Origin of the sequence: Streptomyces sp. NPDC006197 (assembly GCF_040613865.1) — a bacterium.
Classification (GTDB): domain Bacteria; phylum Actinomycetota; class Actinomycetes; order Streptomycetales; family Streptomycetaceae; genus Streptomyces.
Window position 1 is genome coordinate 63,657 of the sequence record NZ_JBEXSZ010000016.1, and the last position, 22,391, is coordinate 86,047.

At 74.2% G+C, this 22,391-nt stretch carries 21 protein-coding genes; 13 read left to right on the plus strand and 8 right to left on the minus strand.

The window, feature by feature from the left end:
* Nucleotides 1-63: 63 nt before the first annotated feature.
* The 5 genes from ABZ318_RS07710 to ABZ318_RS07730 all read left to right on the plus strand — a co-directional run bounded on the left by ABZ318_RS07710 (nt 64) and on the right by ABZ318_RS07730 (nt 5,966).
* Entirely contained in the window at nt 64-849 is a 786-nt protein-coding gene (locus tag ABZ318_RS07710; protein ID WP_356901597.1) for a TetR/AcrR family transcriptional regulator, read from the plus strand.
* Nucleotides 850-993: 144 nt separating this feature from the next.
* Nucleotides 994-2,289, plus strand: a complete 1,296-nt coding sequence (locus ABZ318_RS07715) for a lipase (protein ID WP_356901598.1) — start codon at nt 994-996, stop codon at nt 2,287-2,289.
* A gap of 46 nt (nt 2,290-2,335) precedes the next feature.
* Nucleotides 2,336-3,361 (plus strand): alpha/beta hydrolase, encoded by a 1,026-nt coding sequence (locus ABZ318_RS07720; RefSeq protein ID WP_356901599.1) that lies wholly within the window; start codon nt 2,336-2,338, stop codon nt 3,359-3,361.
* Complete coding sequence (locus tag ABZ318_RS07725; protein WP_356901600.1) at nt 3,358-4,815, plus strand: carboxylesterase/lipase family protein; 1,458 nt, start codon at nt 3,358-3,360, stop codon at nt 4,813-4,815. The genes ABZ318_RS07720 and ABZ318_RS07725 overlap by 4 nt, the downstream gene beginning before the upstream one ends.
* Nucleotides 4,816-5,210: 395 nt before the next feature.
* Complete coding sequence (locus ABZ318_RS07730) at nt 5,211-5,966, plus strand: dienelactone hydrolase family protein (protein ID WP_356901601.1); 756 nt, start codon at nt 5,211-5,213, stop codon at nt 5,964-5,966.
* A 121-nt stretch (nt 5,967-6,087) separates the two neighbouring features.
* Here the strand turns inward: ABZ318_RS07730 and ABZ318_RS07735 are convergent, their stop codons facing one another.
* The 3 genes from ABZ318_RS07735 to ABZ318_RS07745 all read right to left on the minus strand — a co-directional run bounded on the left by ABZ318_RS07735 (nt 6,088) and on the right by ABZ318_RS07745 (nt 8,713).
* The gene (locus ABZ318_RS07735) at nt 6,088-6,459 is read right to left on the minus strand and encodes a hypothetical protein (protein ID WP_356901602.1); all 372 of its coding nucleotides are present in this window, start codon (nt 6,457-6,459) and stop codon (nt 6,088-6,090) included.
* Nucleotides 6,456-7,055 (minus strand): RNA polymerase sigma factor, encoded by a 600-nt coding sequence (locus ABZ318_RS07740; protein WP_356901603.1) that lies wholly within the window; start codon nt 7,053-7,055, stop codon nt 6,456-6,458. Before ABZ318_RS07740 ends, ABZ318_RS07735 begins: the two co-directional genes overlap by 4 nt.
* A 251-nt stretch (nt 7,056-7,306) precedes the next feature.
* Complete coding sequence (locus tag ABZ318_RS07745; protein WP_356901604.1) at nt 7,307-8,713, minus strand: PLP-dependent aminotransferase family protein; 1,407 nt, start codon at nt 8,711-8,713, stop codon at nt 7,307-7,309.
* A 56-nt stretch (nt 8,714-8,769) separates the two neighbouring features.
* Between ABZ318_RS07745 and ABZ318_RS07750 the strand changes: the two genes are divergently transcribed.
* The gene (locus ABZ318_RS07750; protein ID WP_356901618.1) at nt 8,770-10,098 is read left to right on the plus strand and encodes an MFS transporter; all 1,329 of its coding nucleotides are present in this window, start codon (nt 8,770-8,772) and stop codon (nt 10,096-10,098) included.
* On the opposite strand, the gene ABZ318_RS07755 is transcribed toward ABZ318_RS07750, so the two are convergent.
* A complete protein-coding gene (locus ABZ318_RS07755) occupies nt 10,099-10,452 on the minus strand; it encodes a PRC-barrel domain-containing protein (RefSeq protein ID WP_356901605.1) in 354 nt (117 codons plus the stop codon).
* Between the two features lie 238 nt (nt 10,453-10,690).
* Here ABZ318_RS07755 and ABZ318_RS07760 point away from each other — a divergent pair, with 238 nt between their 5' ends.
* The 5 genes from ABZ318_RS07760 (at nt 10,691) to ABZ318_RS07780 (ending at nt 15,542) form a co-directional block, all read left to right on the plus strand.
* Entirely contained in the window at nt 10,691-11,107 is a 417-nt protein-coding gene (locus ABZ318_RS07760) for a hypothetical protein (RefSeq protein ID WP_356901606.1), read from the plus strand.
* An 81-nt stretch (nt 11,108-11,188) separates the two neighbouring features.
* Nucleotides 11,189-11,884, plus strand: coding sequence for a DUF6766 family protein (locus ABZ318_RS07765; RefSeq protein WP_356901607.1), 696 nt, complete (start codon nt 11,189-11,191; stop codon nt 11,882-11,884).
* Nucleotides 11,885-11,941: 57 nt separating this feature from the next.
* Nucleotides 11,942-12,766: a YhjD/YihY/BrkB family envelope integrity protein gene (locus ABZ318_RS07770; protein WP_356901608.1), complete on the plus strand. Its 825-nt coding sequence runs from the start codon at nt 11,942-11,944 to the stop codon at nt 12,764-12,766.
* Nucleotides 12,767-12,898: 132 nt separating this feature from the next.
* Nucleotides 12,899-14,023: a chitinase gene (locus tag ABZ318_RS07775; RefSeq protein ID WP_356901609.1), complete on the plus strand. Its 1,125-nt coding sequence runs from the start codon at nt 12,899-12,901 to the stop codon at nt 14,021-14,023.
* 82 nt (nt 14,024-14,105) lie between these two features.
* Nucleotides 14,106-15,542, plus strand: coding sequence for an amidase (locus ABZ318_RS07780; RefSeq protein WP_356901610.1), 1,437 nt, complete (start codon nt 14,106-14,108; stop codon nt 15,540-15,542).
* Here the strand turns inward: ABZ318_RS07780 and ABZ318_RS07785 are convergent.
* The 4 genes from ABZ318_RS07785 to ABZ318_RS07800 form a co-directional block, all read right to left on the minus strand.
* Nucleotides 15,490-15,999 (minus strand): SRPBCC family protein, encoded by a 510-nt coding sequence (locus tag ABZ318_RS07785; protein WP_356901611.1) that lies wholly within the window; start codon nt 15,997-15,999, stop codon nt 15,490-15,492. The genes ABZ318_RS07780 and ABZ318_RS07785 overlap by 53 nt on opposite strands.
* Complete coding sequence (locus tag ABZ318_RS07790; protein WP_356901612.1) at nt 15,996-16,517, minus strand: RNA polymerase sigma factor; 522 nt, start codon at nt 16,515-16,517, stop codon at nt 15,996-15,998. Before ABZ318_RS07790 ends, ABZ318_RS07785 begins: the two co-directional genes overlap by 4 nt.
* Nucleotides 16,504-16,944: a DUF3995 domain-containing protein gene (locus ABZ318_RS07795; protein ID WP_356901613.1), complete on the minus strand. Its 441-nt coding sequence runs from the start codon at nt 16,942-16,944 to the stop codon at nt 16,504-16,506. Before ABZ318_RS07795 ends, ABZ318_RS07790 begins: the two co-directional genes overlap by 14 nt.
* 172 nt (nt 16,945-17,116) lie before the next feature.
* A complete protein-coding gene (locus tag ABZ318_RS07800; RefSeq protein ID WP_356901614.1) occupies nt 17,117-20,365 on the minus strand; it encodes a BTAD domain-containing putative transcriptional regulator in 3,249 nt (1,082 codons plus the stop codon).
* A 174-nt stretch (nt 20,366-20,539) separates the two neighbouring features.
* On the opposite strand from ABZ318_RS07800, the gene ABZ318_RS07805 reads away from it, so the two are divergent.
* Nucleotides 20,540-21,088: a hypothetical protein gene (locus ABZ318_RS07805; protein WP_356901615.1), complete on the plus strand. Its 549-nt coding sequence runs from the start codon at nt 20,540-20,542 to the stop codon at nt 21,086-21,088.
* Nucleotides 21,089-21,292: 204 nt separating this feature from the next.
* Nucleotides 21,293-22,391 (plus strand): serine/threonine-protein kinase (locus tag ABZ318_RS07810; RefSeq protein WP_356901616.1); only part of this gene is annotated, 1,099 nt, incomplete at its 3' end.

The window sequence follows — 22,391 nt, forward strand, 5'->3', positions numbered from 1 at the left end:
TTCGGAATGGTTCGTATATAGTCGGGAAGAGTCGCAGCGCGACGTCGAGCCCGGAGGCATGCCATGGTCAGCAGCACCCAGCCGGAGCGCAGGAAGGTGGACATCGGCCACCCCACCGAGCGCCGCCGCGGCCGCCGCCGACTGAGCCGTGAACGCGTCCTCGCCGCGGCCCTCGACGTGGTGGACCACGAGGGCCTGTCCGCCCTGAGCATGCGGCGGGTCGCCGCCGAGCTCGACGTCGAGGCCATGGCGCTGTACCGCTACGCCCCCAGCAAGGACGCCCTCCTGGACGGGCTGGTCGAGCAGCTCTACACCGAGCTGGCCGAGGACCTCGCCCGCGAGGAACCCGCCCCCCTCGGCCAGGCGGCCGACCTGCCCGAATGGCGGGCCGAGCTCCTCCGCGGAGCCTGCGCCCTCTACCGGATCTCCCTCGCCCACCCGCACGTCGTGCCGCTGCTCGCCACACGTCTGCTGGCGGTCCCGCTGGCCCGCCGATCCCTCGCGGTGCTGCAGGCCCACGAGCGGGTGCTGGCGCTCCTGGACCGCGCCGGGCTCGACGAGCACGGCGTCGTCACCGCCTACCGGGCGGTCACCGGATGGGTGCTCGGCTACATCTTCAGCGACCTGCGGGCCATGGTCGAGAACCCCGACGAGCCCGACCCGGCGTTCCGCCTGGGGCTGCACCTGATGCCGGCCCGCGAGCTCCCCCGACTGCGCGAGACCGCGCCCTCCCTGGCCGAGAAGGGCGGATACCAGGAGCTGACGGACGGCCTCGACGCGCTGCTCGACGGCATACTGGCCGCGTCCGCCGCCCGCACGGCCCAGACGACGGAGCCCGATGCCGTGTAGCGGCACGCCACGCCCGCCTCTCGCTTTGTGTGCCCCGGCTCTATGCCCCGCTGACACCCCGCCCGCCTAACGTGTGCAGCTCCCGGTGCCGGGACGGGCACCGGGAGGACGCGCCGAGGGCGCACGAGCGGGGGAGGCCGGGGCATGGCCGACAGACGGAGTCCGGGGCGGCGGCGGTGGCGACCGCGCGCGGCCCGTGTCATCGCGGTGGTGGGGGCCGTCGTGACGGCCCTGCTCGGCCCGCCCGCCGTCGCCGCCGCGCCGCCTCCATACCTCACGCTGGAGGCGAGCTACGGAGCCGGGACCGTCACCAACGGCTGGGAGCGGGTCGAGCGCTATCTCGACACGACCAGCGGCTTCCATACCGAGGGTTATCCGGCGGACGGCCGCGGCGACCAGGACGGCAAGCGCCTCACCTACTTCGGCGCCTCCCGGCCGTCCTCCGGCCGGTTCCTGCTCTACTCGGCCCCCGGCTGGAACACCGGCAGCCGCACCACCCCCGTCCTCCTCGTGCACGGGGCGAACGACACCGCCGACCGCGCCTGGGCCAACCCCGGAGAATCGGGCGGCTACGGCTGCGGCGCCGCCTCCTGCCCGTCCACCGGACTCATGCAGTACCTCGCCGAGCGCGGCCACCGCGTCTTCGCCGTCGGCTTCGCGCACAAGCAGGGCGACAACCTCATGCAGGCGCAGATCGTCGGCGACGCGATCGCCGTCATCAGGGCGAAGCTGGGAGTCGACAAGGTCGACCTGGTCGGCTGGAGCAAGGGCCAGATGTCGACCCGGGCGTACGTGTCGTCCCTGAAGCCGAGCTGGGGACGGCCCTACGCCGGTGACGTCCGCCGGCTGATCACCCTCGGCGGCCCGAACGGCGGCTACGACTACCCGTACGCCCACGGCTGGGCCCACGACTTCTCCATCTGGCCGGAGTGCGGCGGAAAGATCAACGCGCCCTCCCCGCACTCCCACATGACCTGCTACGGCCTGTACACCGCGCACCCCGAGTTCTCGATGACCCCGGCCGGCGGCCAGGACAACTACCCCGGGCAGCGCCAGATGCTGGCCCGCTGGGACGGCGCGTACGGAGTCGACGGCACCGCCCAGGACTGGTACACGACCTACTACGGAGGCCAGGGCTACTACACCGCCGGCAGCGGCATCCAGGCCGCCATCGACGCCGGATCGCTCATCGGCCCGCTGCACGGCGCCGGAGTCCCGGCCTCCGTCACCACCTACCTCCTGGCCGGCGGATCCGCCGACGTCCTCGGCATCTTCAACGAGAACCGCGGACCCAGCGACGGCGTCGTCTTCGTCTCCAGCGCGCTCGACACCACCGGCATCCCCACCGTCGGCGGCAAGGCCACCGTCGCCGGCGCCAACCACCTCGAACTGGGCTGGCACAGTGCCGCCGCCGCCCAGGTCGCCACCTGGCTCTCCTGAAACCGCCCAGGACCGAAGCACCCGAGGACCGAAGGACCAGAAGGACATGACCGCGCTCCGCACCCGCCGTGTCGCCACCGGCCGGCTCACCCAGCAGATCACCGAGGCCAGGACCGAGGGCGAGGCCGTCGTCTTCGTCCACGGCAACGTCTCCTCCTCCGCCTTCTGGCACTCCACCCTGACCACGCTGCCGGCCCCCTACCGGCCCCTCGCCGTCGACCTGCGCGGTTTCGGCGGCACCGACCCGCTGCCCGTCGACGCCACGCGCGGCCTGCGGGACTACGCCGACGACCTCGCCGAACTGCTCACGGCCCTCGGCATCGACCGGGCCCACCTGGTCGGCTGGTCCATGGGCGGCGGCGTGGTCACGCAGTACCTCCGGGACCACCCGGCCGCGGTCCGCTCCGTGACCCTGGTCAGCCCCGTCTCCCCGTACGGCTTCGGCGGCACCCACGGCGTGGACGGAACCCTCAACTCCGCGGACGGGGCGGGCTCGGGCGGCGGCACGGCCAACCCGGACTTCGTCCGGCTGCTCGCCGAGGGCGACCGCGGCGCGGACTCCCCGCTCTCGCCGCGCTCCGTCCTGACGACCTGCTACGTCAAGCCGCCGTTCCGCACCGCGGACGAGGACGCGTACGTCGAGTCCATGCTCGCCACGCGCCTCGGCGACGACCACTACCCGGGCGACAGCACCACGTCCGACGCCTGGCCCGGGATCGCGCCCGGGACGCGCGGCGTCCTCAACTGCATGGCCCCGACCCACTTCCGCGTCGACGACCTGCACCTGATCGAGCCCAAGCCGCCGGTGCTGTGGATACGGGGCGAGGACGACATCATCGTCTCGGACACCTCGATGTTCGACCTGGCGCACCTGGGCGCCATCGGCGCGGTGCCGGGCTGGGACGGCACCCCCGCGCAGCCGATGCTGGCGCAGACGCGTCACGTCCTGGACCGCTACGCGGCGGCCGGAGGCACGGTCCGGGAGGTCGCCGTGGCCGACGCCGGACACGCCGTCCACCTCGAACGCCCCGAGGAGTTCGGCAAGGCGCTCCTGGAAGTCCTCGCGGCATGACCGTGTGCCGCACCCGGCAGGGGGAGGTCCGCGGCCGGACCTCCCCCGACGGAGTGACCTCCTTCCTCGGCATCCCGTACGCCGCTCCGCCCTTCGGCGCGCGACGGTTCCGGGCGCCCGCCCCGCCGGAACCGTGGACGGGGGTGCGCGACGCCACGGCCCACGGGCCGACGGCGCCGCACGCCCCCTACGCCCCGCCCTTCGACGCCCTCATCCCGGAGAACGCGATCCCGGGGGACGACTGCCTGAACCTCAACGTCTGGACCCCGGCCCCGGAGCCGGGCACCGGCCTCCCCGTGATGGTGTGGCTGCACGGAGGCGCCTTCACCAACGGCTCGGGCTCGGCGTCCGGCTACGACGGGACCGCCTTCGCCCGGGACGGCGTCGTCTGCGTCACGCTCAACTACCGCCTGGGGGCGGACGGCTTCCTCCACCTCCCGGGCCGCCCCGACGACCGGGGCCTGCTCGACCAGATCGCCGCGCTCCGCTGGGTCCGGGACAACATCGCCTCCTTCGGCGGCGACCCGGACCGGGTGACCGTCTTCGGCGAGTCGGCGGGCGCGATGAGCATCGGCGCGCTGCTGACCACCGAGGCGGCCCGCGGGCTCTTCCGCCGGGCGATCCTGCAGAGCGGAGCCTGCCACCACTTCCTGCGCCCGTCGTCGGCCCGGCTGATCGCGGCCCGCCTCGCGGAGAAGCTGGGGATCGAGCCGACCGCGGAGGCCTTCGAGGCCGTCCCCCTGCCGGAACTCCTCCCGGCGCAGGCCGCGTTGCGCACGGAGGTGACCGCCGACCCGGACCCGGCGCGGTGGGGCGAGGCGGTGCTGAACATCATGCCCTTCGAGCCGGTCCGGCCGGGCCTCGCCCTTCCCGGCCCGGACTGCGGCGTCGACCTGATGATCGGCAGCAACCGCGAGGAGTACCGCCTGTTCCTGGTGCCGACGGAGCGGCTCCACGTCTTCCCCGAATCCTCGCTCCGCGCCATGACCGCGGCCTACGGCCTCGACCCGGCCGAGGCCCTCCCCGTCTACCGGGCCGCCCGCCCGGACGCCGTGCCGGGCGAACTCCTCGACGCCGTGGCCACCGACTGGTTCTACCGGATCCCGGCCGTCCGCCTGGCCGAGGCCGTCCCGGGCTCGTACCTCTACGAGTTCGCCTGGCGCTCCCCGAGGTTCGACGGCGCCCTCGGAGCCTGCCACGCGCTGGAACTGCCCTTCGTCTTCGACCGCCTCCACGACCCGTCGTACGCCCCGCTGCTCGGCGCCCACCCGCCCAGGGAACTCGCGGACGCCGTGCACGGGGCGTGGGTCGCCTTCGCGAAGACGGGCAGCCCCGGCTGGAAGGCGTACGACAAGGAGACCCGTACGACGATGACCTTCACCACCACGCCCGGGCCCGCCCCGGTCGACGACCCGCGCGCGCGGGAACGGCTGCTGTGGGAGGGGGTGCGCTGACGGCCCTGGCGGCCGAGGAACCGCCGCAGGTCCGTCCGCCCTCCGTGGGGACGGCGGCGGCGAAGCAGGCCGCCACCGCCGTCGGGGCGTGCCGGGTGAGGCGGGCGGCCAGGTCCCGTGCGGCGTCGAGGCGATCCCGCCGTGCTCCCCGGGCCCGGGGAGCCGCTCAGGCATCCCGGGCCCGGTACCGGTCCCGGATCTCGGGGCGCGGTCGGAAGCCGGCCGACTCATGGGTCGCGACGGCGCCCCCTCGTCCTGCCACTCGCGCAGCACGTCCACGACCCTGCCCAGCCCGTCGATCCCCGGGGTGCCCCTCACGATCGTCATGCGCCGGGTGTTCCGCCAGGGGTGAACCCCGGCCCGACCGGGCTCGACGATCCCTACAGTCCAGCCCCATGACAACGATGACGACGCGCACGGTCGAGTACCCGGCCGACGGTCTGACGATGATCGGGCACCTCGCGCTCCCGGCCGGCGTCGACCGCCGGCCTGCGGTGCTGCTCGGACCAGAGGGCATGGGGCTCAGCGACGTCGAGCGCCGCCGGGCCGATGCTCTCGCCGAGCTGGGATACGTAGCGCTGGCCTTCGACCTTCACGGCGGGCGCTATTTGGGTGACCCCGAGGAGATGCTGGCCCGTTGCATGCCGCTGCTCGCCGACCCCGACCGGATGCGGGGCATCGGTCATGCGGCGCTCGACGTGTTGCGCGCCGAACCGCGGACCGACCCCGACCGGATCGCCGCCATCGGCTACGGCACCGGGGGCGCCGTCGGGCTGGAACTCGGGCGCGACGGCGTCAACCTGCGCGCGATCGGGACGGTCAACGGGCTGACCACGGGCCGACCGGGCGAGGCGGCGCGCATTCGCTGCCCGGTGTGGGCCGGGGTCGGGTCGGAAGACCCGATCATGCCGCCCGCGCAACGGGGCGCGTTCGCCGCCGAGATGCAGGCCGCGGGCGTCGACTGGCGCCTCGTGGTCTACGGCGGCGCCTTGCACGCCTTCCACCACCCGCCGGTCGACCACCCCACCGTCCCCGGCGTCGGCTACCACCCACGGCACGCGCAGCGAGCCTGGCGCGACGTCGTCGACCTGCTCTCCGAGTGCCTGCCCGTGACGGAGGATCCGGTCAGTCCGAGCTCGGCCACCCGCTGACCAGCTCTTACCGGCCGCTACGGCACATTTCTGGTGTGTTCCGGTCCCGTCCCTCCCTTCAACGCCGCAGGACGCCGACGACGCGCTCTCTGCCCAAGACCGGGGCGGGAGGCCTCGGACCCTACGTGGCCTTCGCCGACGGGTCGGCCTTGGTGAGCGTGCAGACGCCGTCCACGCACTGGCGCTCCAGACGACCCCGCGAGATGGTCTGCGCCAGGCCGACCATCCAGCAGGTGGGGCAGCCGCGGAAGGCGACGAGGGCCAGCGGGGCCGCCAGCAGGGTGGCCGGGCCGGCGACGGGCACCATCGCGATCGAGCCGATGATGAGCCCGAAGCCGATGACGCCGCGCGCCAGGTGGCGCGGGACGGACTTGCTGGCGAAGTCCGGCGCCGAGGACGGCGCCTTGACCGCGGCCGGCACGGTGATCGCGGTCGGTGCGATGACCGGGGACTTCGTGCCCTCGGGGGGCTTCACGATGTTCACGGTGTTCATGGGCGTGAGTCTCCTTCGACTGGTCGGTCGATGGCTTGATCTGCTGCCTGGTCGGTCGCTTCCAGCGCGTGACGCAGCGCCGCGCGTGCTCTGTGCAGCCGTGACTTCATCGCGGCGGTGCTCAGGCCGAGCGTGTGGGCGACGGTCCTGCCCGGCAGGCCCTGCACGTCCCGCATGACCAGCACCTGCCGCTGCTCACGGGGAAGGGCGCTGACCGCGGCCGCGATCCGCTCCACCTCCAGCCTGTACAGCACGGCCTCCTCGGCGGACGGCTCCGCACACGCCTCCGGCTCGGCCGAGGGCTCGCCGCGCATGGCGACGAGCAGCCTCACCTGCCGGAGGCATTCGTTGCGGACGATCCGGAACATCCATGAGGCAAGCGCGCCGGTGGCCCGCAAGGTGCCGATCTTCCGGTAGAGGATGATCAGCGCCTCTTGTGCCGCGTCCTCCGCGTCCTGCGGCGAGGCGCACAGTGACAGGGCGAACTTGCGCACATGCGGCTGCGATTCCAACACGACGGTGGTGAGCGACGTGACGTCGCCGTCCTGAGCGGCCTTGATCAACCGCTCGTCAGGCCAGGAGAAGCGTTGGTTCATGTGCTACTCATACCGGAAGGCGCCTCGCGCACAGGCGCTGGTCAGGTGCGGCTCTTGTTGAAGCGTCGCATCAGGTGCCAGCTGCACGCACCCACGAGCACGACGCCGACCACGATGATGGCAGTCCACATGGTTACTGTTCCCTCCGTGTTCCTCCGGCCCGTTCGGCCGGTACACACACAAGAGACGGGGAGGTGCCGAGAGGATTCGCCTCCCGGCGAAGTTTTTTCGAACCGGCCCGAGGCGGGGTGCTACCGGCCGCCGAGGAGGTCGCCGACCGCCGCGAGACCTGCGGCGATGGCACGCTCGCCGATGTTGCCGAAGCCCAGGACCAGCCGCACCGGCCCCGGCGCGTGCGAGGCGCGGCAGGCGCTCATGCCGTAGAGGCCGACGGACCGGGCGCGGGCGGCGGTGACGAGGGCCTGTTCGTCGGTCGGCCCGGCCAGACGGGCGACCGCGTGGAAGCCCGCCGCGAGGCCGGTCACCCCGACCTCGGGGGCGTGCTCGGCGAGGGCGGCCACCAGGGTCGAGCGCCGTGCCGCGTAGGTCGCCCGCATCCGTCGCAGGTGCCGGTCGAAGCGACCGGACTCGATCAGCGTGGCGAGGGCGAGCTGATCGAGCGTGGGCGACCCGCGGTCGCTCAGCTGCTTCTGCTCGACGATCGCCCCGGTGAGCGCGGCCGGACACAGCATCCATCCGATGCGCAGCGCCGGCGCGAGGGACTTGCTCACGGTGCCCAGGGAGATCACACGGTCCGCGGCGAGCCCCTGCAAGGCGCCCACCGGCTCGCGGTCGTAACGGAATTCGGCGTCGTAGTCGTCCTCGACGATCACCGCGTCCCGGCTCCTGGCCCACTCGATCAGCGCGAGCCGGCGCTCGGGTGCCAGGGCGACACCGGTGGGCCACTGGTGCGCGGGGGTCACGACGACGGCGCGGGCGTCGGTCGCGGCGAGGGCCCGCACGTCGATGCCGAGTTCGTCGACCGGTACGGGGACCGCCGACATGCCCGCCCGGGACGCGGCCGAGGAGACCGTGGTCGGTGAACCGGGGTCCTCGTACGCCACCGTGCGGACACCCGCCCCGGCCAGGGCGCGCAGGGCAAGGCCGAGGCCCTGCGCGTAACCGGTGCAGACCACGATCCGTTCCGGATCCGCCGCGGCGGCGCGCACCCGCCGCAGATACCCGGCGAGGACCTCGCGGAGCTCCGCGCTGCCGCGCGGATCCCCGTACCCCAGCGCCGACTTCGGCATGGCGCGGGCCGCCTCGCGGGTGGCCCACAGCCAGTCCGCGAGGGGGAATCCGCTCAGGTCCGGGACGCCCCAGGCGAAGTCGGCCAGGAGGCGCGGGGGGACCGGCGGCGCCGATGCGGTCGCCGGCGGCGGCGCCGCGCCGGTGGCGACCCGGGTGGCGGAGCCGACGCGGGTCACGAGGTACCCCTCGGCCTGGAGCTGGGCGTAGCACTCCTGCACGAGACCGCGCGAGACCCCCAGCATCCGGGCGAGTTCACGGGAGGACGGCAGCCGTTCGCCCACCCGCAGCCGCCCGGTCCGGATGGCGTCCCGCAGTCGGAGTTCCAGCTGGGTCCGCAGCGGCTCGCCGCTGTCCCGGTCGACGACCAGCAGCAGCTCGGGCGAGAGACCGGACCACTCCAGAGGCATGGAATCGGATCTTACCGAGGACCCGCCCGGCCCCTAGCGTCACCCGGGTGACCAAGATGCTCAACTCTCAAGTCGGGGGCGCCGGTTCACGGCCACCCCTGGTGACGCGGCCCCTGCTGCTGCGCTTCGTCTCGATCATCGGCGCCTCGACGAGCTTCTATCTGCTCCTGTCGGTCGTCCCCCTCTACTCCGAGGTGACCGGAGGGGGCCGGGGAAACGCCGCCGGGCTCACCACGGGCGCGCTGATGCTGGCCACGGTCGGAGGCGAGCTGGCCACTCCCCGGCTCGTCGCCCGCTTCGGCTACCGCCTCGTCCTGGTGGCGGGACTCCTCCTCCTCGGCGCGCCCGCGTTCACGCTCACCGCTTCCGGCGGCGCGGTCTGGATCACGGCGGTCTGCCTCCTGCGCGGGCTGGGCTTCGCCTTCGCGGTCGTCGCGGGCGGCGCCCTGACGGCCTCGCTCATCCCGGCCGAGCGCCGTGGGGAGGGGCTGGCGCTCGTCGGCATCGTGAGCGGGGTCCCTTCGCTGGCGGCGCTCCCGCTGGGGGTGTGGCTGGTGGCGCATGTGGGGTATGGGCCGGTGTTCGCCGCCGGGGCCGTGGCCGCGCTGGCCGCCGTCGCTTCGGTCCCGGGCCTGCCGGACCGCGGTGCGGACTCGGGCCCCGACCGTGATGCGAACTCGGGTCCGAACCGCGATGCGGATTCAGGTCCGGACCGTGATGCGGACTCGAGTCCGAACCGCGATCCGGATTCGGGTCCGGACCGTGATGCGGACCAGGGTCCGGACCGTGCTTCGGAGCGACGGCGGCCGGTCGGGGTGACGGCGGGGCTCCGTACGCCCGCGCTGTCACGGCCCGTTCTCGTCTTCTCCGTCACCGCGCTCGCCGCCGGGATCCTCGTCACCTTCCTCCCCCTCGCCGTGCCGTCGGCCTCCGGGGGCGTCGTCGCCACGGCCCTGTTCGCCCAGACCGCGGCGGCGACCGGGGCCCGCTGGGTCGCCGGTCGGCACGGCGACCGGCACGGGCCGGCCGCGCTCCTCGTCCCCGGCCTCGTCGTCGCGGCCGGGGGAACGCTGCTCACCTCGCTCACCCACAGTCCGGTCGCCGTCGTCATCGGCGTGACCCTGTTCGGGGTCGGCTTCGGCGTCACCCAGAACACCACCCTGACGCTGATGTACGCGCGTGTCCCCGCCTCCGGTTACGGGACGGTCAGCGCCCTGTGGAACTTCGCCTTCGACGCGGGCATGGGCGTCGGGGCCGTCGGCTTCGGGTTCCTCGCGAACCGGACCGGCTACCCGTGGGCGTTCGCCCTCACCGCCGCCCTGATGCTCACGGCCCTCGTCCCGGCCTGGTGCGACCGCCGCACGGAGGGCCCGCGCGGGGCGTGATCACATGTGGGGCTGGCCGTAGTACCGGGCGAACTGCTCCAGATAGCCGGGCTCGCCGCCGTGCTTCGTCTCGTCGAAGTCGGGAGCCGCTTTGATCTGCTCCTTCGTCCGGTCCACGTACACCTTCTTCTCGGCCGTGTCGATCAGCTCGATCGTCCCGGCCGGGAGCAGCACCCGCCTGCCGAAGATCCAGGCCCCGACGTCGACGACCAGGTAGGACGAGCCGACGTCCTCGGAGTGTCTGTCGATCTTCCCGATGGTGCCGTCCGTGGCCTCGACCTTGTAGCCGACGAGGTCGACGCCCTGCCGGTACCCCGTGCTCGGGCGGTAGTTCCAGATGTCGAACTCACTCATGGCGGCACCCCTCTCCGCCACCATCCTCCCGTGGCCCACCGGCGCGCGCACGTCGTCACCCGCGGGGACCGGACGGGTGGGGCGGTCCCCCGTTCGGCCCCCTCGCACTTGCCGCGGCCGCCCGCGCCGCCAGGCTGAAAGGGTGAGAGCCCTCCTGTTCCTGCGAGTCCCTCCGCCCCCGCGAGTCCCTCCGTTCGCGAGAGTCGCTCCGCTCCGGCGGACCCCCGCGCTCCGGCGGATGCCCGCGCTCCGGCGGGTGCCGCTGCTCCTCGGAGCGGCGGCGGCCGTGGTCTCCCTGTCCGCCTGCGGCGCGTCGCAGGCCCGCCAGGACGGGGCGACCGAGGCGGGCCGGTTCTTCGAGGAGTCCCTCGGGTCCGGGAACTTCCGGGTGGCCTGCGAGCTACTCGCCCCCGAGAGCCGCGACCAGCTCGAAGAGGAGGAGAAGAAGCCCTGCGCACAGGCCCTGGCCTCGCAGGACCTGCCGCGCGGCGGGGGAGTGCGGAGCGTGGACGTCCACGGCAGACAGGCGCTGCTCCGCCTCCGCGGCGACACGTTGTTCCTCTCGCAGTTCGACGAGGGGTGGCGGGTCACCGCCGCCGGATGCGCGCCCGAACCGGGCGACACGCCGTACAGCTGTGTACTGAAGGGGGCATGACGTGAAGACCCTGTTCGTGGCGTGCGTGGTGACCATCGTGGGCGGCCTCGCCTACTTCACCGCGATCGGGGTGATGCAGCGGTGACGGCCGAGCGGTCCCGGGAGCACGGATTCTGGCGGTCGAACAGCCTCACCCTCTTCTTCGGGGCGGCCTTCCTGATCGTCCTGGGCGCCCAGGCGGTCTCCGGGCGCGCGGAGTTCAACGAACAGCTCGCCGTCCAGGGACTCCAGCAGATCGGCTTCGGCGACTATCTGATGTCCTCGGACTTCGCCGTCGACGTCACCGAGAACTGGCAGTCGGAGTTCCTGCAGTTCTTCCTCTACATCTTCGGCACGGTCTATCTGCTCCAGCGCGGCTCGCCGGAGTCCAAGGAGCTGCACAAGGCGGGTACGGAGAGCGAGCGGGACCAGCGCATGGGTGACCACGCGCGGCCGGACTCGCCCCGCTGGGCGAGCACGAAGGACTGGCGGCAGGCCGTTTACGCGCGTTCGCTCGGGCTCGTCATGGCCGTCTTCTTCCTGCTGTCCTGGCTGGCCCAGTCGGTCTCCGGCGCGGCCGCCTTCAACGAACTGCGGCTGCGGCAGCTCCAGGCCCCCGTCTCCTGGGGTTCCTACCTCGCCTCCGCCGACTTCTGGAACCGGTCCCTGCAGAACTGGCAGTCGGAACTCCTGGCCGTGGCGTCGATGGCCATCCTCTCCGTCTACCTCCGCCAGCGCGGTTCCCCCGAGTCCAAGCCCGTCGGCGCCTCCCACGAGGCCACCGGCGTCGAGGGCTGACGCCGGTGCCGGACCGCCCCGCTGGTTGCCGCCGCGGGGCGGTTCTACCGTGGAAGGATGGTCTCCCGTCCCGCCGGGCGATGGCCCCGGGTCGGGCGGACGCGGAGTGCGATCCGCCGCTTCCGGGCCGGACACCGGTGGGCGCCGGCCAGGGACCTCGGGCTGTGGCAGCGCTCGCTGGGGTTCGCGGCGCTCTCCTTCCTCACGCTGGTGCCGCTGCTGATCGTCGTGTCGGCGGCGGGCGCGGGCAGCGGGAAGGGGTTCGCGCAGTGGCTCGGTGACGGCATCGGGGTCTCGGACGCCGCCAGGGCGGAGATCGAGCGGCTGTTCGCGCTGCCGGGACAGGTGCGGCGGACCACGACGGCGTTCGGCCTCGCCCTGCTCACCGTCTTCGGCATCACGTTCGGCACGGCGGTGCAGAGCGGGTACGAGAAGGTCTGGGACCTCCCTCCGGCCCACTGGAGGGCCCGATGGCGGCACGTGCTGTGGCTCGCCGTGCTCATCGGGGTCCTCTACCTCTTCGCGGTCTTCCCGTTCTGGCAGGACACCCCGGTGAGCGACGCCGTCACGCTGCTGATCGGCACGCTGTTCTTCTGGTGGTCGCAGCGGCTGCTGCTCGACGGACGCGTCTCGTGGGCCGCCCTGCTGCCCGGGGCGGCGTGCACCACGCTCGGACTGCTCGGCCTGAGGGTCTTCTCCCGGCTCGTCTTCTCCCCGCTGATCGCGTCCAGCGCCGTCACGTACGGCCCGTTCGGTGCGTTCCTCGTCATCCAGACCTGGCTCGTCGCGGTGGGCGTCGTCGTGTTCGGCGGCGCGCTCACGGGCCGTCTGATCAACGAGGAGCTGCCCCGCGTGACGCACGCGCGGAAACGGCGGCGGTGACGGCCGGGCGCCGCCATCGGGGCCGTAACTCCCTTGAGTGTGCGGGTGGTTGACGAAAGGTCTGGACCAACTTACGGTCTCCTGGAGCGCGCGCCACGTCCAGGACCACCCCCCACGTCCCCAGGAGCACGCATGCCAGGCCCCCGGATCACCCGTGTCCTCGGAGCGGGGCTCGCCACCCTGCTCGCCGCCGCGGTCCTCGCGGCCCCCGCCGCCGCCGAAGACGCGAAACCCGCCCCGCCCCCCTCGCCCACGGCCGAAGACGCGAAACCCGCCCTCTCCCCGCCGTCCGCCGCCGCGGACACCTGCGCCCTCAAGCCGAAGCCCGCCGGGAAGGTGCTCCAGGGGTACTGGGAGAACTGGGACGGCTCCGCCAACGGCGTCCACCCGCCGTTCGGCTGGGCCCCCATCGACGACCCCCGTTTCGCCGCCCACGGCTACAACGTCGTCAACGCCGCGTTCCCCGTGATCCGCTCGGACGGGACCGTGCTGTGGGAGGACGGCATGGACAGCACCGTCCGCGTCGCCACCCCGGCGGAGATGTGCCGGGCCAAGGCGGCCGGGGCGACGATCCTGATGTCGATCGGGGGCGCCGCCGCCGGCATCGACCTGAGCTCCCGCGCCGTCGCCGACCGCTTCGTCGAGACCGTCGTGCCCCTCCTGAAGACGTACAACTTCGACGGGATCGACATCGACATCGAGACCGGTCTCGTGGGCAGCGGCAGCATCGGCACCCTGTCCACCTCGCAGGCCAACCTGGTGCGCATCATCGACGGGGTCCTGGCCCGCATGCCGGCGGGCTTCGGGCTGACGATGGCGCCGGAGACCGCGTACGTCACCGGCGGCAGCGTGGCCTACGGGTCGATCTGGGGCGCGTACCTGCCGATCGTCAAGAAGTACGCGGACAACGGCCGCCTGTGGTGGCTGAACATGCAGTACTACAACGGCAGCATGTACGGATGCTCCGGCGACTCCTACTCCGCCGGCACGGTCGCCGGGTTCGTCGCCCAGACCGACTGCCTGAACCGCGGGCTCGTCGTCCAGGGCACCACCGTCAAGGTCCCGTACGACAAGCAGGTCCCCGGCCTCCCGGCCCAGCCGGGCGCCGGCGGGGGATACATGACGCCGTCGGCGGTGGCCCAGGCCTGGAACCACTACGGCGGCTCGCTCAAGGGCCTGATGACCTGGTCGGCCAACTGGGACGGCTCGAAGGGCTGGACCTTCGGCGACAACGCGAAGGCGCTCCAGGGGCGCTGATCCGCGCCGACCCCTCGCCCGTTACCCGCTGGTAGGCAATGATGGCGGGAGACCATCCACACGGCCGGGGGCTGAGGCAGCGGTGACGACTTTCGACCAGAAGACCTTCGACGGACCGACCAGGGTGCACGCCTTCCGGGACGACGCCCTGGGAGAGCACGACGCCGTCGGGCTCGCCGAGGCGATCCGGCGCGGCGAGGTCGGCGCCGCCGAGGCCGCCCGGGACGCGGCCGAGCGGGTGCGGGCCGTCGAGGAACGGCTCCACGCCGTCCAGACGCACGTCGACGCCCCCGCACCCGGTGCCGCGACCGGCGGCGCCTTCGCGGGCGTCCCGACCTTCGTCAAGGACAACACCGACCACCAGGGGCTGCCCACCGGCCACGGCAGCGCGGCCTTCACCCCGGGCCCGGCGCGACGGCACGCGCCCTTCGCCCGGCAGTTCCTCAGCACCGGCGTCACGGTGCTCGGCAAGACCCGGCTGCCCGAGTTCGGCTTCAGCCCCACCACGGAGTACGAGGCCGCCGAGCCCGTCCGCAACCCGTGGAACACCGGCCACTCCGCGGGCGGCTCCTCGGGCGGCAGCGCGGCCCTCGTCGCCGCCGGAGCGGTGCCGATCGCCCACGCCAACGACGGCGGCGGCTCCATCCGGATCCCCGCCGCCGCCTGCGGGCTCGTCGGCCTCAAGCCCACCCGGGGCAGGGTCGTGCCCAACGACCAGAGCCGCCGACTGCCCCTGGACCTCGTCGTCGACGGCGTCGTGAGCCGTTCCGTACGGGACAGCGCCGCGTTCCTCGCCGCCGCCGAGACGTACTGGCGCAACCCGAAGCTGCCGCCCCTCGGCCTGGTCGAAGGCCCCTCCGGGCGACGGCTGCGCATCGGATTCCTGCTGGACTCGCCGAACGGCGTCACCTCCGACACCGTCACCCGGGAGGCCGTCACGGAGACGGCGACGAGGCTCGAACGGCTCGGCCACAGCGTGGAACCCGTCGAGATGGCCATCGACCCGCGCTTCACCGAGGACTTCCTCACCTACTGGGGGATGCTGTCGTTCCTCCTCGGCGCCACCGGCCGGAGCCTCGGCGCGGACTTCGACCGGCACCGCATGGACGGTCTCAGCCGCGGCCTGCGCGCCACCTACGTGGAGAACTGGCGGCACACCCCGGGCGTGCTGCGGAGGCTGAAGCGCGCGAAGGTGGCGTACGCGGCGGCGTTCCGCGGACTCGACCTCCTCCTCACCCCCGTCCTCGCCCACCCCGCACCGCCGATCGGCCGTCTCGCACCGACCGTCCCGTACCCGGAGCTCGTCGAGCGGATCCTCGCGTACGTCGCGTTCACCCCGGTCGACAACGTCGTCGGCACCCCGTCGATCTCACTGCCCAGCACCCGGACGACGGACGGGGGACTGCCCGTCGGCGTCATGTTCTCCGGCCGCCCCGGCAGCGAACGGACCCTGCTCGACGTGGCGTTCACCCTGGAGGCGGACCGGCCGTTCCGCCGGATCCAGGACACCGCCCCCTAGCGTCCTGGCGGGCGACCCGTTCGGCGAGGCGCGCCATGGCACGCTCCAGCTCCCGGCGCGCCCCGAACGGGACCAGCGCGGCGCGCCCCGGGACGCGGACGCCGCCGGTGAGCGCCACCCGGGTCCGGCCGCCCTCGTCCACCGCCGCCATCCCGATGACCAGGAACCGGCTCTGCAACCAGCACCAGCCCGGCCGCAGCACGCCGTGGAAACGGGCCCGCAGGCCGTGACGGCTGCGGGCGAGGGCCTCCACCCGGTCGCCGTCCCTGCGCAGCACCCGCACCGAGCGCATGTCGGGCTGGAACTCCCCGAAGCCGCCCTCCAGATCACCCATGACGCCCCACACCACGTCGAGCGGCGCGGGCAGCACCCGCTCCACGATCCGCGCGCCCCGGACGCCGGCGCCCATGACCCGCAGCCGCCGGACGTCGTCGATCATCGCCTCATCGCCGTTCACGCGGACCACGCCTTTCGGAAGCTCTGCCGTGCCCGGTGCAACCGGGACTTCGCCGTGCCGGCCGGCACCCCGAGGAGCGCCGCCGCGGCCTCCTCGTCCATCCCCTCGACGTCCCGCAGCACGAGCACCGCCCGGTGCGCGGGCGACAGCCGGGCCAGGACGTCGTCGATGTCGGCGGCCAGCTGCGGATCGCCCCGCTCCGGCACGTCCGGGAGCTCCGCGGGCCGCGCCCGCGCCGCCCGCCTGGCGACCCGTACCGCCTCCCGTACGGAGATCGCCCGCACCCAGCCGTACAGCGCCTCGGGTTCCCGCAGCGACCGCAGCGAGGTGAAGACGGCGACCAGGGCCTCCTGGGTGGCGTCCGGTCCGTCGTCCAGGGCGATGGGCCGGCAGATCCGGGCGATGTACGGGGTGAGGTGGTCGAGCAGGTCGTGCAGGGCCAGGGTGTCGCCGCGCCGGGCGGCCCGGACGAGCGCGACGCCCCGGTCGACGGGACCGACGGCCTCAGCGGGCGGCACGCAGGGCCGTCCAGCCGAAGACCAGGCTCAGCGGCGTGTACAGCAGCGCGTTCAGCCAGGGGAAGGCCGCCCCGGAGCCGTCCCGGCCGACGACGATCCACACCAGACCGGCCGCCCCGCGCAGCAGCATCCCGCAGGCCACGGCGTACGTGACGAGGCGCGGGACCCGGCGGCCGCGCACCCCGCGCGCGTGCGCGGCCACGGCGATCGCGGCACACCCTTCGAGGACGGCCAGCGGCAGCACCACCGCCGGCCCGAAGGACACGACGCTGCCGAGGACGGCGAGCGAGAGCCCCCGCTCGTCGGCGGCCGGCCAGGTCAGACCGGTCGCCCAGTAGACGTGCGCCAGCGCGAGGACGGCGAGCAGCACGGCGACGGCACGCCCGCCGGCTGCCGCACGAGGCCGCTGGATGTCGATGACCGCCATGGGGTCCCCTCCGTATCGGAATGGTGAACGAGCCCGGATCCGGCGCCACGGGACGCCGACACCTGAAGGAGGACCCGAACCGGGCGGGGGTTCCCTGTGATCCGGCTCACGTACGACCGGCCGCTTCCCCGGTGTCGACCGCCCCCGGGCCCGCTCCGGCGGGCTCCGCGTACTACCGGCCGGGGACGTCGCCCGGTCCGTCGCCCGTGCCGGTCAGACCGGCGCGGGCCCGGTCGTACTGCTGGGGGTGGTCCCCGGCGCCGGGGAGGGAGAGGGCGGTGCGGAACTCCCGGTGTGCCTCCGCGCGGCGGCCCGCGGCCGCGTAGGTGCTGCCGAGGCGGATGCGGATCTCCATCTCCAGCCAGGTGCTGGTGTGTTCGGTGAGCGTGGACAGGGCCTCGTGGTGGGTGTCGACGGCCGCGCGCAGCCGGCCCTGTCCGTGCTCGGCGGCAGCGAGCTGCGACAGTGCCGCCGCGCGCAGCGTCATGTCCCCCGCCTCCTCCGCGAGTTCGGCCGCCCGCCGCAGCAGGGCGGCACTCTGCGCAGGGCGGCCGAGCGCGAGGTGGGCGTCGGCGACGAAGCACAGCGACTGGGCGATCGTCCTGGGCCGGCCGTTCTTCTCGGCGAGGGCGAGGGCCGCGCCGTAGTGGTCGAGGGCCTCCTCGTGCCGTCCCCGCAGGGCGTGGATCGCGCCGAGGTTGCAGGTCGAGACCCCGGTCAGCCAGTCGTCGCCGAGACCGGCGGCCAGCTCCAGGGCCCGGCTCAGGAGGTCGACGGCCTCCTCGACCCGGCCCAGCGGCCACAGCGCGACCCCCGTCCCGGCGATCGCCCGGGCCTCGTTCCGCGGATCGCCCTGACCGCGGGCGTGCCGCAGGGCCTCCGTGAACCACGTGTGCGCCTGCCGGAACCGCCCCCGGTGGATGTCGACGACCCCCATGCAGTTCCGCAGCGCGGAGCGGAGCCGCCGGTCGTCGGCCAGGTCCGCGCACGGCAGCGCGAGTTCCAACGAGGCACGGGCCTCATGGGGGTGGCCCTGGCGGAGCTGGTGGTCGACCAGGGCCTCCGCGAGCAGACAGGCATGGTCGTACGCGCCCGAGGCGGCCGCCGAGGCCACCACGTCGAGCAGTTCTCCACCGGTCGCGTCCAGCCACTCCGAGGCCTCCCGCTGGCCGCCGAAAGGAGAAACGGCCGCGTCGGGGGCGGTCGGGAAGGTCTCGGGACCCCAGTCGCCCGCCAGCCGGCCGGCCGCCGTGTAGAGCCCCAGGACGGCCGCGCGGTCCGCGGCCGCCTCCTCGGGCGCCGCGGCGGCGAGCTGCCGCGCATGGGCCCGGACGAGATCGTGCAGCCGGTAGCGGCCGGGATGCGGCTCCTGGACCAGGCTCGCGTCGACCAGGTCCTCCAGGATCCCCTCGGCGTGCGCACGGGGACGGCCCAGCACGGCGGCCAGGCCGAGACCGTCGAAACGGACGGTCGGTACCGCCCCCAACGCCCGGAACGCCCGCCGCAGTTCGGGCTCCAGCCGGTCGTACGAGAGCCGGAAGGCGGCCTCCACACTGCGGTCCTCCGCCCGCAGCTCGCCGAGACCGCGCACGTCGTCGGACATCCGCCCGGCCAGGAACGCCAGGGTCCACGACGGGCGGTTCTGCAGCCGGGCGCTCGCGATCCGCAGCGCCAGCGGCAGGCCGGCGCAGCGCCGGGCGAGCTCCAGGGCGGCCCCGGGCTCGCGGTCCGCCCGCGACTCCCCGAGGAGCGTGCGCAGCAGGCCGACCGCGTCACCGGTGCCCAGCGGCTCCACGGTGAGCCGCACATCGGCGTCGAGGCCGGGCAGGCGCTGCCGCCCCGCCACGAGGACGCGGCTTCCCGGTCCCGCGGGCAGCAGCGGACGGACCTGCTCGGCGCTCCGGGCACCGTCCACGACGAGCAGCAGCCGCAGCCCGCTGGTGGCCGCGCGCCAGGCCGTGACCAGGTCCGCCAGGTCGTCCCCGGCATCCGTGTCGCCCGCGTCCGAGGGAAGTTCCCCGCCTCCGCCCCGTACCGTACGGAGCAGCCGGCGCAGAGCCCGGTGCGGTCCGGCGCCGTACGCCTCCAGGTCCACGAACAGGCAGCCGTCGGGGTGCTCGCCGGCCAGCGCCCACGCGGCCCGCACGACCAGAGCCGTCTTGCCGACGCCCGCCGTCCCGTCCACGGTCATCACGGACACCGCTCCCGGGTGCGCGGCGGCGGTGAGGACCGCGAGCTCCGCCTCGCGCCCCACCAGGCAGGCGGTGTCCCCGGGAAGCTCGTTGCGCCGGGGACGGGGGAGCCCGCCCCCGGACCGAGCGGATGTGCCGACGCTCCCGGCCGCGCCAGGGCGGGCCGGTTCTTCGGTGTCTCCGGTCGTGCAGGGGCGGGCCGCCTCGCAGGCGTTCCCGGCCGCGCCGGGGCGGATCGGTCTTCCGGTGTCTCCGTCCTCGCCGGGGCGGATCGGTCCTCCGGTGTCTCCGGCCGCGCCGGGGCGGCCCGGTCCTCCGGTGTCCCCGTCCTCCCCCTTCCCGCCACGCCCCTCGTGCTCCGGCGGCGCGTCCCCCACGCCAGGTGCGGCCGGCTCCCGGGGGCCCGGTACCCGGCCGAGGAGCAGGGCGTCGTCGCGGCGCAGCACGGCCTGGTGGACGCGGCGCAGCTCCTCGCCCGGCTCCACGCCCAGCTCGTCGAGGAGGCGGGCGCGGGTCTCCCCGTAGACGGCCAGCGCCTCGGCCTGGCGGCCGCTGCCGTACAGCGCGCGCATCCGGAGGGCGGCGAGGGGTTCGTCGTGCGGGAGGGCCGACGGCGCCGCCATGAGGCCGTCCAGGGCCTCCGCGTGACGCCCCAGCAGGACGAGGCACTCCGCGTGCTCCTGGTGCAGGGCCCGGCGCAGCCGGGCGAGCCGCTGCCGCTCGGTGTCGGCGAGCGGCCCCGGCAGGCCGGGCAGCGGCTCGCCGCGGAGCAGTGCGAGCGCCCGGCCGCCCGCGTCGAGGGCGGCGGCGAGGGCGCCCGAGGCCTTCGCCCGCCGGGCGAGGGCCGCCTGCTCGGCGAGCTCGGCGAGATCGGTGCGGGCCCCGCCGGGCTCGAAGCGGTAGCCGCCGCGCCCGCCGCCGATCACCGACCGGTCCGGCCCGGAGTCCGGCGGGTCCAGTGCCCTGCGGAGCGCGTACACGTAGCTGGGCAGGACACGGTGGCCCGTGCCCGGCGGTTCGGTGCCCCACACGTCGTCGAGGAGCTGCCGGTATGTCACGAAGCCCGGGGCGCGCAGGACCAGGGCGGCGAGCACCGCCTGCCGGCGGACCGGACCGAGGGCGACCGGGACGTCGCCGCGCAGGGCCCGGACGGGGCCGAGCAGGTCGATCCGCAAGGGCCCGCTCGCCCCGGCCGGGCCCGTGCCCCGGCCCGCCGGCTCCACACTCACGTCCTCGCCCCCACGTCCCCCGTACGCGCGGTGCCCGCACCGCTTCCCCAGACCTTCGCTTCAGCAGCATTTCATCGGCCTTCCACCGCGCCGCGCCAGGGTGGCCCCGTCGGGTCGGCTGCCGCCGTGGGGGCGGCAGCCGGCCCACGTCGTCGAGAGCAGGGAGACACCGTCATGTCACAGGCCGGCAGCAGGCCCGGCGCGCGCCCCACCCGCCGCGCGGCCCGATGGGAGCGCTACCGGGTGACCCACCCGTTCTCCGCACGGGACCAGGCGGGGCTGTGGGGCGCGATCGTGGGCGTCGTCGGGCTCGCCGTCCTGCTCGGATGGGCGCTCGACATGAAGGGCGGTGTCGTCATCGTGGCGGCGGTCCCCTTCATCGTCTCCTGGTACGAGAACCGGCGAACGGCGTTCCAGTTCGACGCGGCCGGCGTCCGGTTCGGCACCGTCCCGCTGCCCTGGAGCGACGTCACCCAGCTGGTCGTGGCCACACCGGAGGGCGGCGCGCACGCCCTGATCGGCGCGCGGCTGCGCCCCGGCGTCTCCCTCCCGGCGGGCGGCCCCGTCCCCGCCCACGACCCGGACATGCCCGCGCCGATCCATGTCGCCGTCCCCCGCGCCAAGTTCGACCTGCGGAAGATGGTGGGCAAGGCGCGCACGTACGCACCGGCCCACCTCCGGATCGTCGTCGTCGACCCGTCCGGCGAACACGTCGCGGTGTAGTCCCGCCCGCCTCGGCAGGGGGCCGGTGCTCTTCACGGTCCTCGTCGTGCTGCTCCTGGTGACGGGCGCGTACGCGAGCGGCGACGACAGGCAGCACCGGGCCCGCATGCTGTCCTTCGCCCCGGCGGCACCGTGAACGGCTCGGCCGCCCGCGGTTCGGGTGATCCCGCACGGGGCCGCTCCCACCTCAACTATGTTGGTGACGTGGACCAGTTGATCACCGAAGACCCGACGCGCATCGGCCCCTACCGTCTCATCGCCCGGCTCGGTGCGGGCGGGATGGGACTGGTGTACCTCGGCCGGTCCGAAGCGGGGCGGACGGTCGCCGTGAAGGTGGTGCAGGCCGAGCACGCCCAGCACCCCGAGTTCCGGCGGCGCTTCGCGCGCGAGGTGGAGGCCGCCCGGCGGGTCGGGGGCGAATGGACCGCGGCCGTGCTCGACGCCGACACCGACGCGCCGGTGCCGTGGGTCGCGACCCAGTACATCCCCGGCCCCGACCTGACCACCGTGGTGGCGAAGGACTTCGGCCCGCTGCCCGAGCACTCGGTCCGCACCCTCGCCAACCGGCTCGCCGTGGCGCTGCGGTCCGTGCACGCGGCGGGGCTGATCCACCGCGACCTGAAGCCGTCCAACGTGCTGGTGACCGTGGACGGGCCGCGCGTGATCGACTTCGGCATCGCACGGGCCATGGACGGTCTCGGCGGGGACAGCCTGCACACCCGCACGGGCATGCTGATCGGCTCGCCGGGCTTCATGTCGCCCGAGCAGGTGCGCGGACGCGAACTCACCCCGGCCAGCGACGTGTTCTGCCTGGGAGCCGTCCTGGTGTACGCCGCCACCGGCCGGCTCCTCTTCGGCGCCACCGACACCGGCCTCAGCGCCCACCTGTTCCGGATCGCGGAGGACGAGCCGGACCTGACGGGCGTGCCGGACTCGCTGCTCGATCTCGTACGGGCGTGCCTGCACAAGGATCCGGCTCGGCGGCCGACACCCGCCGACGTGGCGGCGCGCACGGCGACGGACCGGGACGAGGAGTGGCTGCCCGGTGCCGTCCTCGCCCAACTGGGCCGGCACGCGGCCAAGTTGCTGGACTTCGCGCCCGAGACGCGGGTGACTCCGCAGGACCCGCGGATCCCCGCCCAGCCCTCCGCCGACTCCCGGCCGCTCCCTCCGCGCCCCGCGTACTCGCCTCCTCCGCACCCCGCGCACTCTCCGACGGCGCCGACGGGCCACGGCCCGGTGCCGCCGCCCGAGGACGGTGATCCGCAGCGGTTCGCTGCCCATGCGACGAGTCTAGGACGGA

Excerpts from the sequence above, each read along its gene's own strand:
- ABZ318_RS07710 (WP_356901597.1), top strand. The coding sequence starts at position 64 with ATGGTCAGCAGCACCCAGCCGGAGCGCAGGAAGGTGGACATCGGCCAC.
- ABZ318_RS07715 (WP_356901598.1), top strand. The coding sequence starts at position 994 with ATGGCCGACAGACGGAGTCCGGGGCGGCGGCGGTGGCGACCGCGCGCG.
- ABZ318_RS07720 (WP_356901599.1), top strand. The coding sequence starts at position 2,336 with ATGACCGCGCTCCGCACCCGCCGTGTCGCCACCGGCCGGCTCACCCAG.
- ABZ318_RS07725 (WP_356901600.1), top strand. The coding sequence starts at position 3,358 with ATGACCGTGTGCCGCACCCGGCAGGGGGAGGTCCGCGGCCGGACCTCC.
- ABZ318_RS07730 (WP_356901601.1), top strand. The coding sequence starts at position 5,211 with ATGACAACGATGACGACGCGCACGGTCGAGTACCCGGCCGACGGTCTG.
- ABZ318_RS07735 (WP_356901602.1), bottom strand. The coding sequence starts at position 6,459 with ATGAACACCGTGAACATCGTGAAGCCCCCCGAGGGCACGAAGTCCCCG.
- ABZ318_RS07740 (WP_356901603.1), bottom strand. The coding sequence starts at position 7,055 with ATGAACCAACGCTTCTCCTGGCCTGACGAGCGGTTGATCAAGGCCGCT.
- ABZ318_RS07745 (WP_356901604.1), bottom strand. The coding sequence starts at position 8,713 with ATGCCTCTGGAGTGGTCCGGTCTCTCGCCCGAGCTGCTGCTGGTCGTC.
- ABZ318_RS07750 (WP_356901618.1), top strand. The coding sequence starts at position 8,770 with ATGCTCAACTCTCAAGTCGGGGGCGCCGGTTCACGGCCACCCCTGGTG.
- ABZ318_RS07755 (WP_356901605.1), bottom strand. The coding sequence starts at position 10,452 with ATGAGTGAGTTCGACATCTGGAACTACCGCCCGAGCACGGGGTACCGG.
- ABZ318_RS07760 (WP_356901606.1), top strand. The coding sequence starts at position 10,691 with ATGCCCGCGCTCCGGCGGGTGCCGCTGCTCCTCGGAGCGGCGGCGGCC.
- ABZ318_RS07770 (WP_356901608.1), top strand. The coding sequence starts at position 11,942 with ATGGTCTCCCGTCCCGCCGGGCGATGGCCCCGGGTCGGGCGGACGCGG.
- ABZ318_RS07775 (WP_356901609.1), top strand. The coding sequence starts at position 12,899 with ATGCCAGGCCCCCGGATCACCCGTGTCCTCGGAGCGGGGCTCGCCACC.
- ABZ318_RS07795 (WP_356901613.1), bottom strand. The coding sequence starts at position 16,944 with ATGGCGGTCATCGACATCCAGCGGCCTCGTGCGGCAGCCGGCGGGCGT.
- ABZ318_RS07805 (WP_356901615.1), top strand. The coding sequence starts at position 20,540 with ATGTCACAGGCCGGCAGCAGGCCCGGCGCGCGCCCCACCCGCCGCGCG.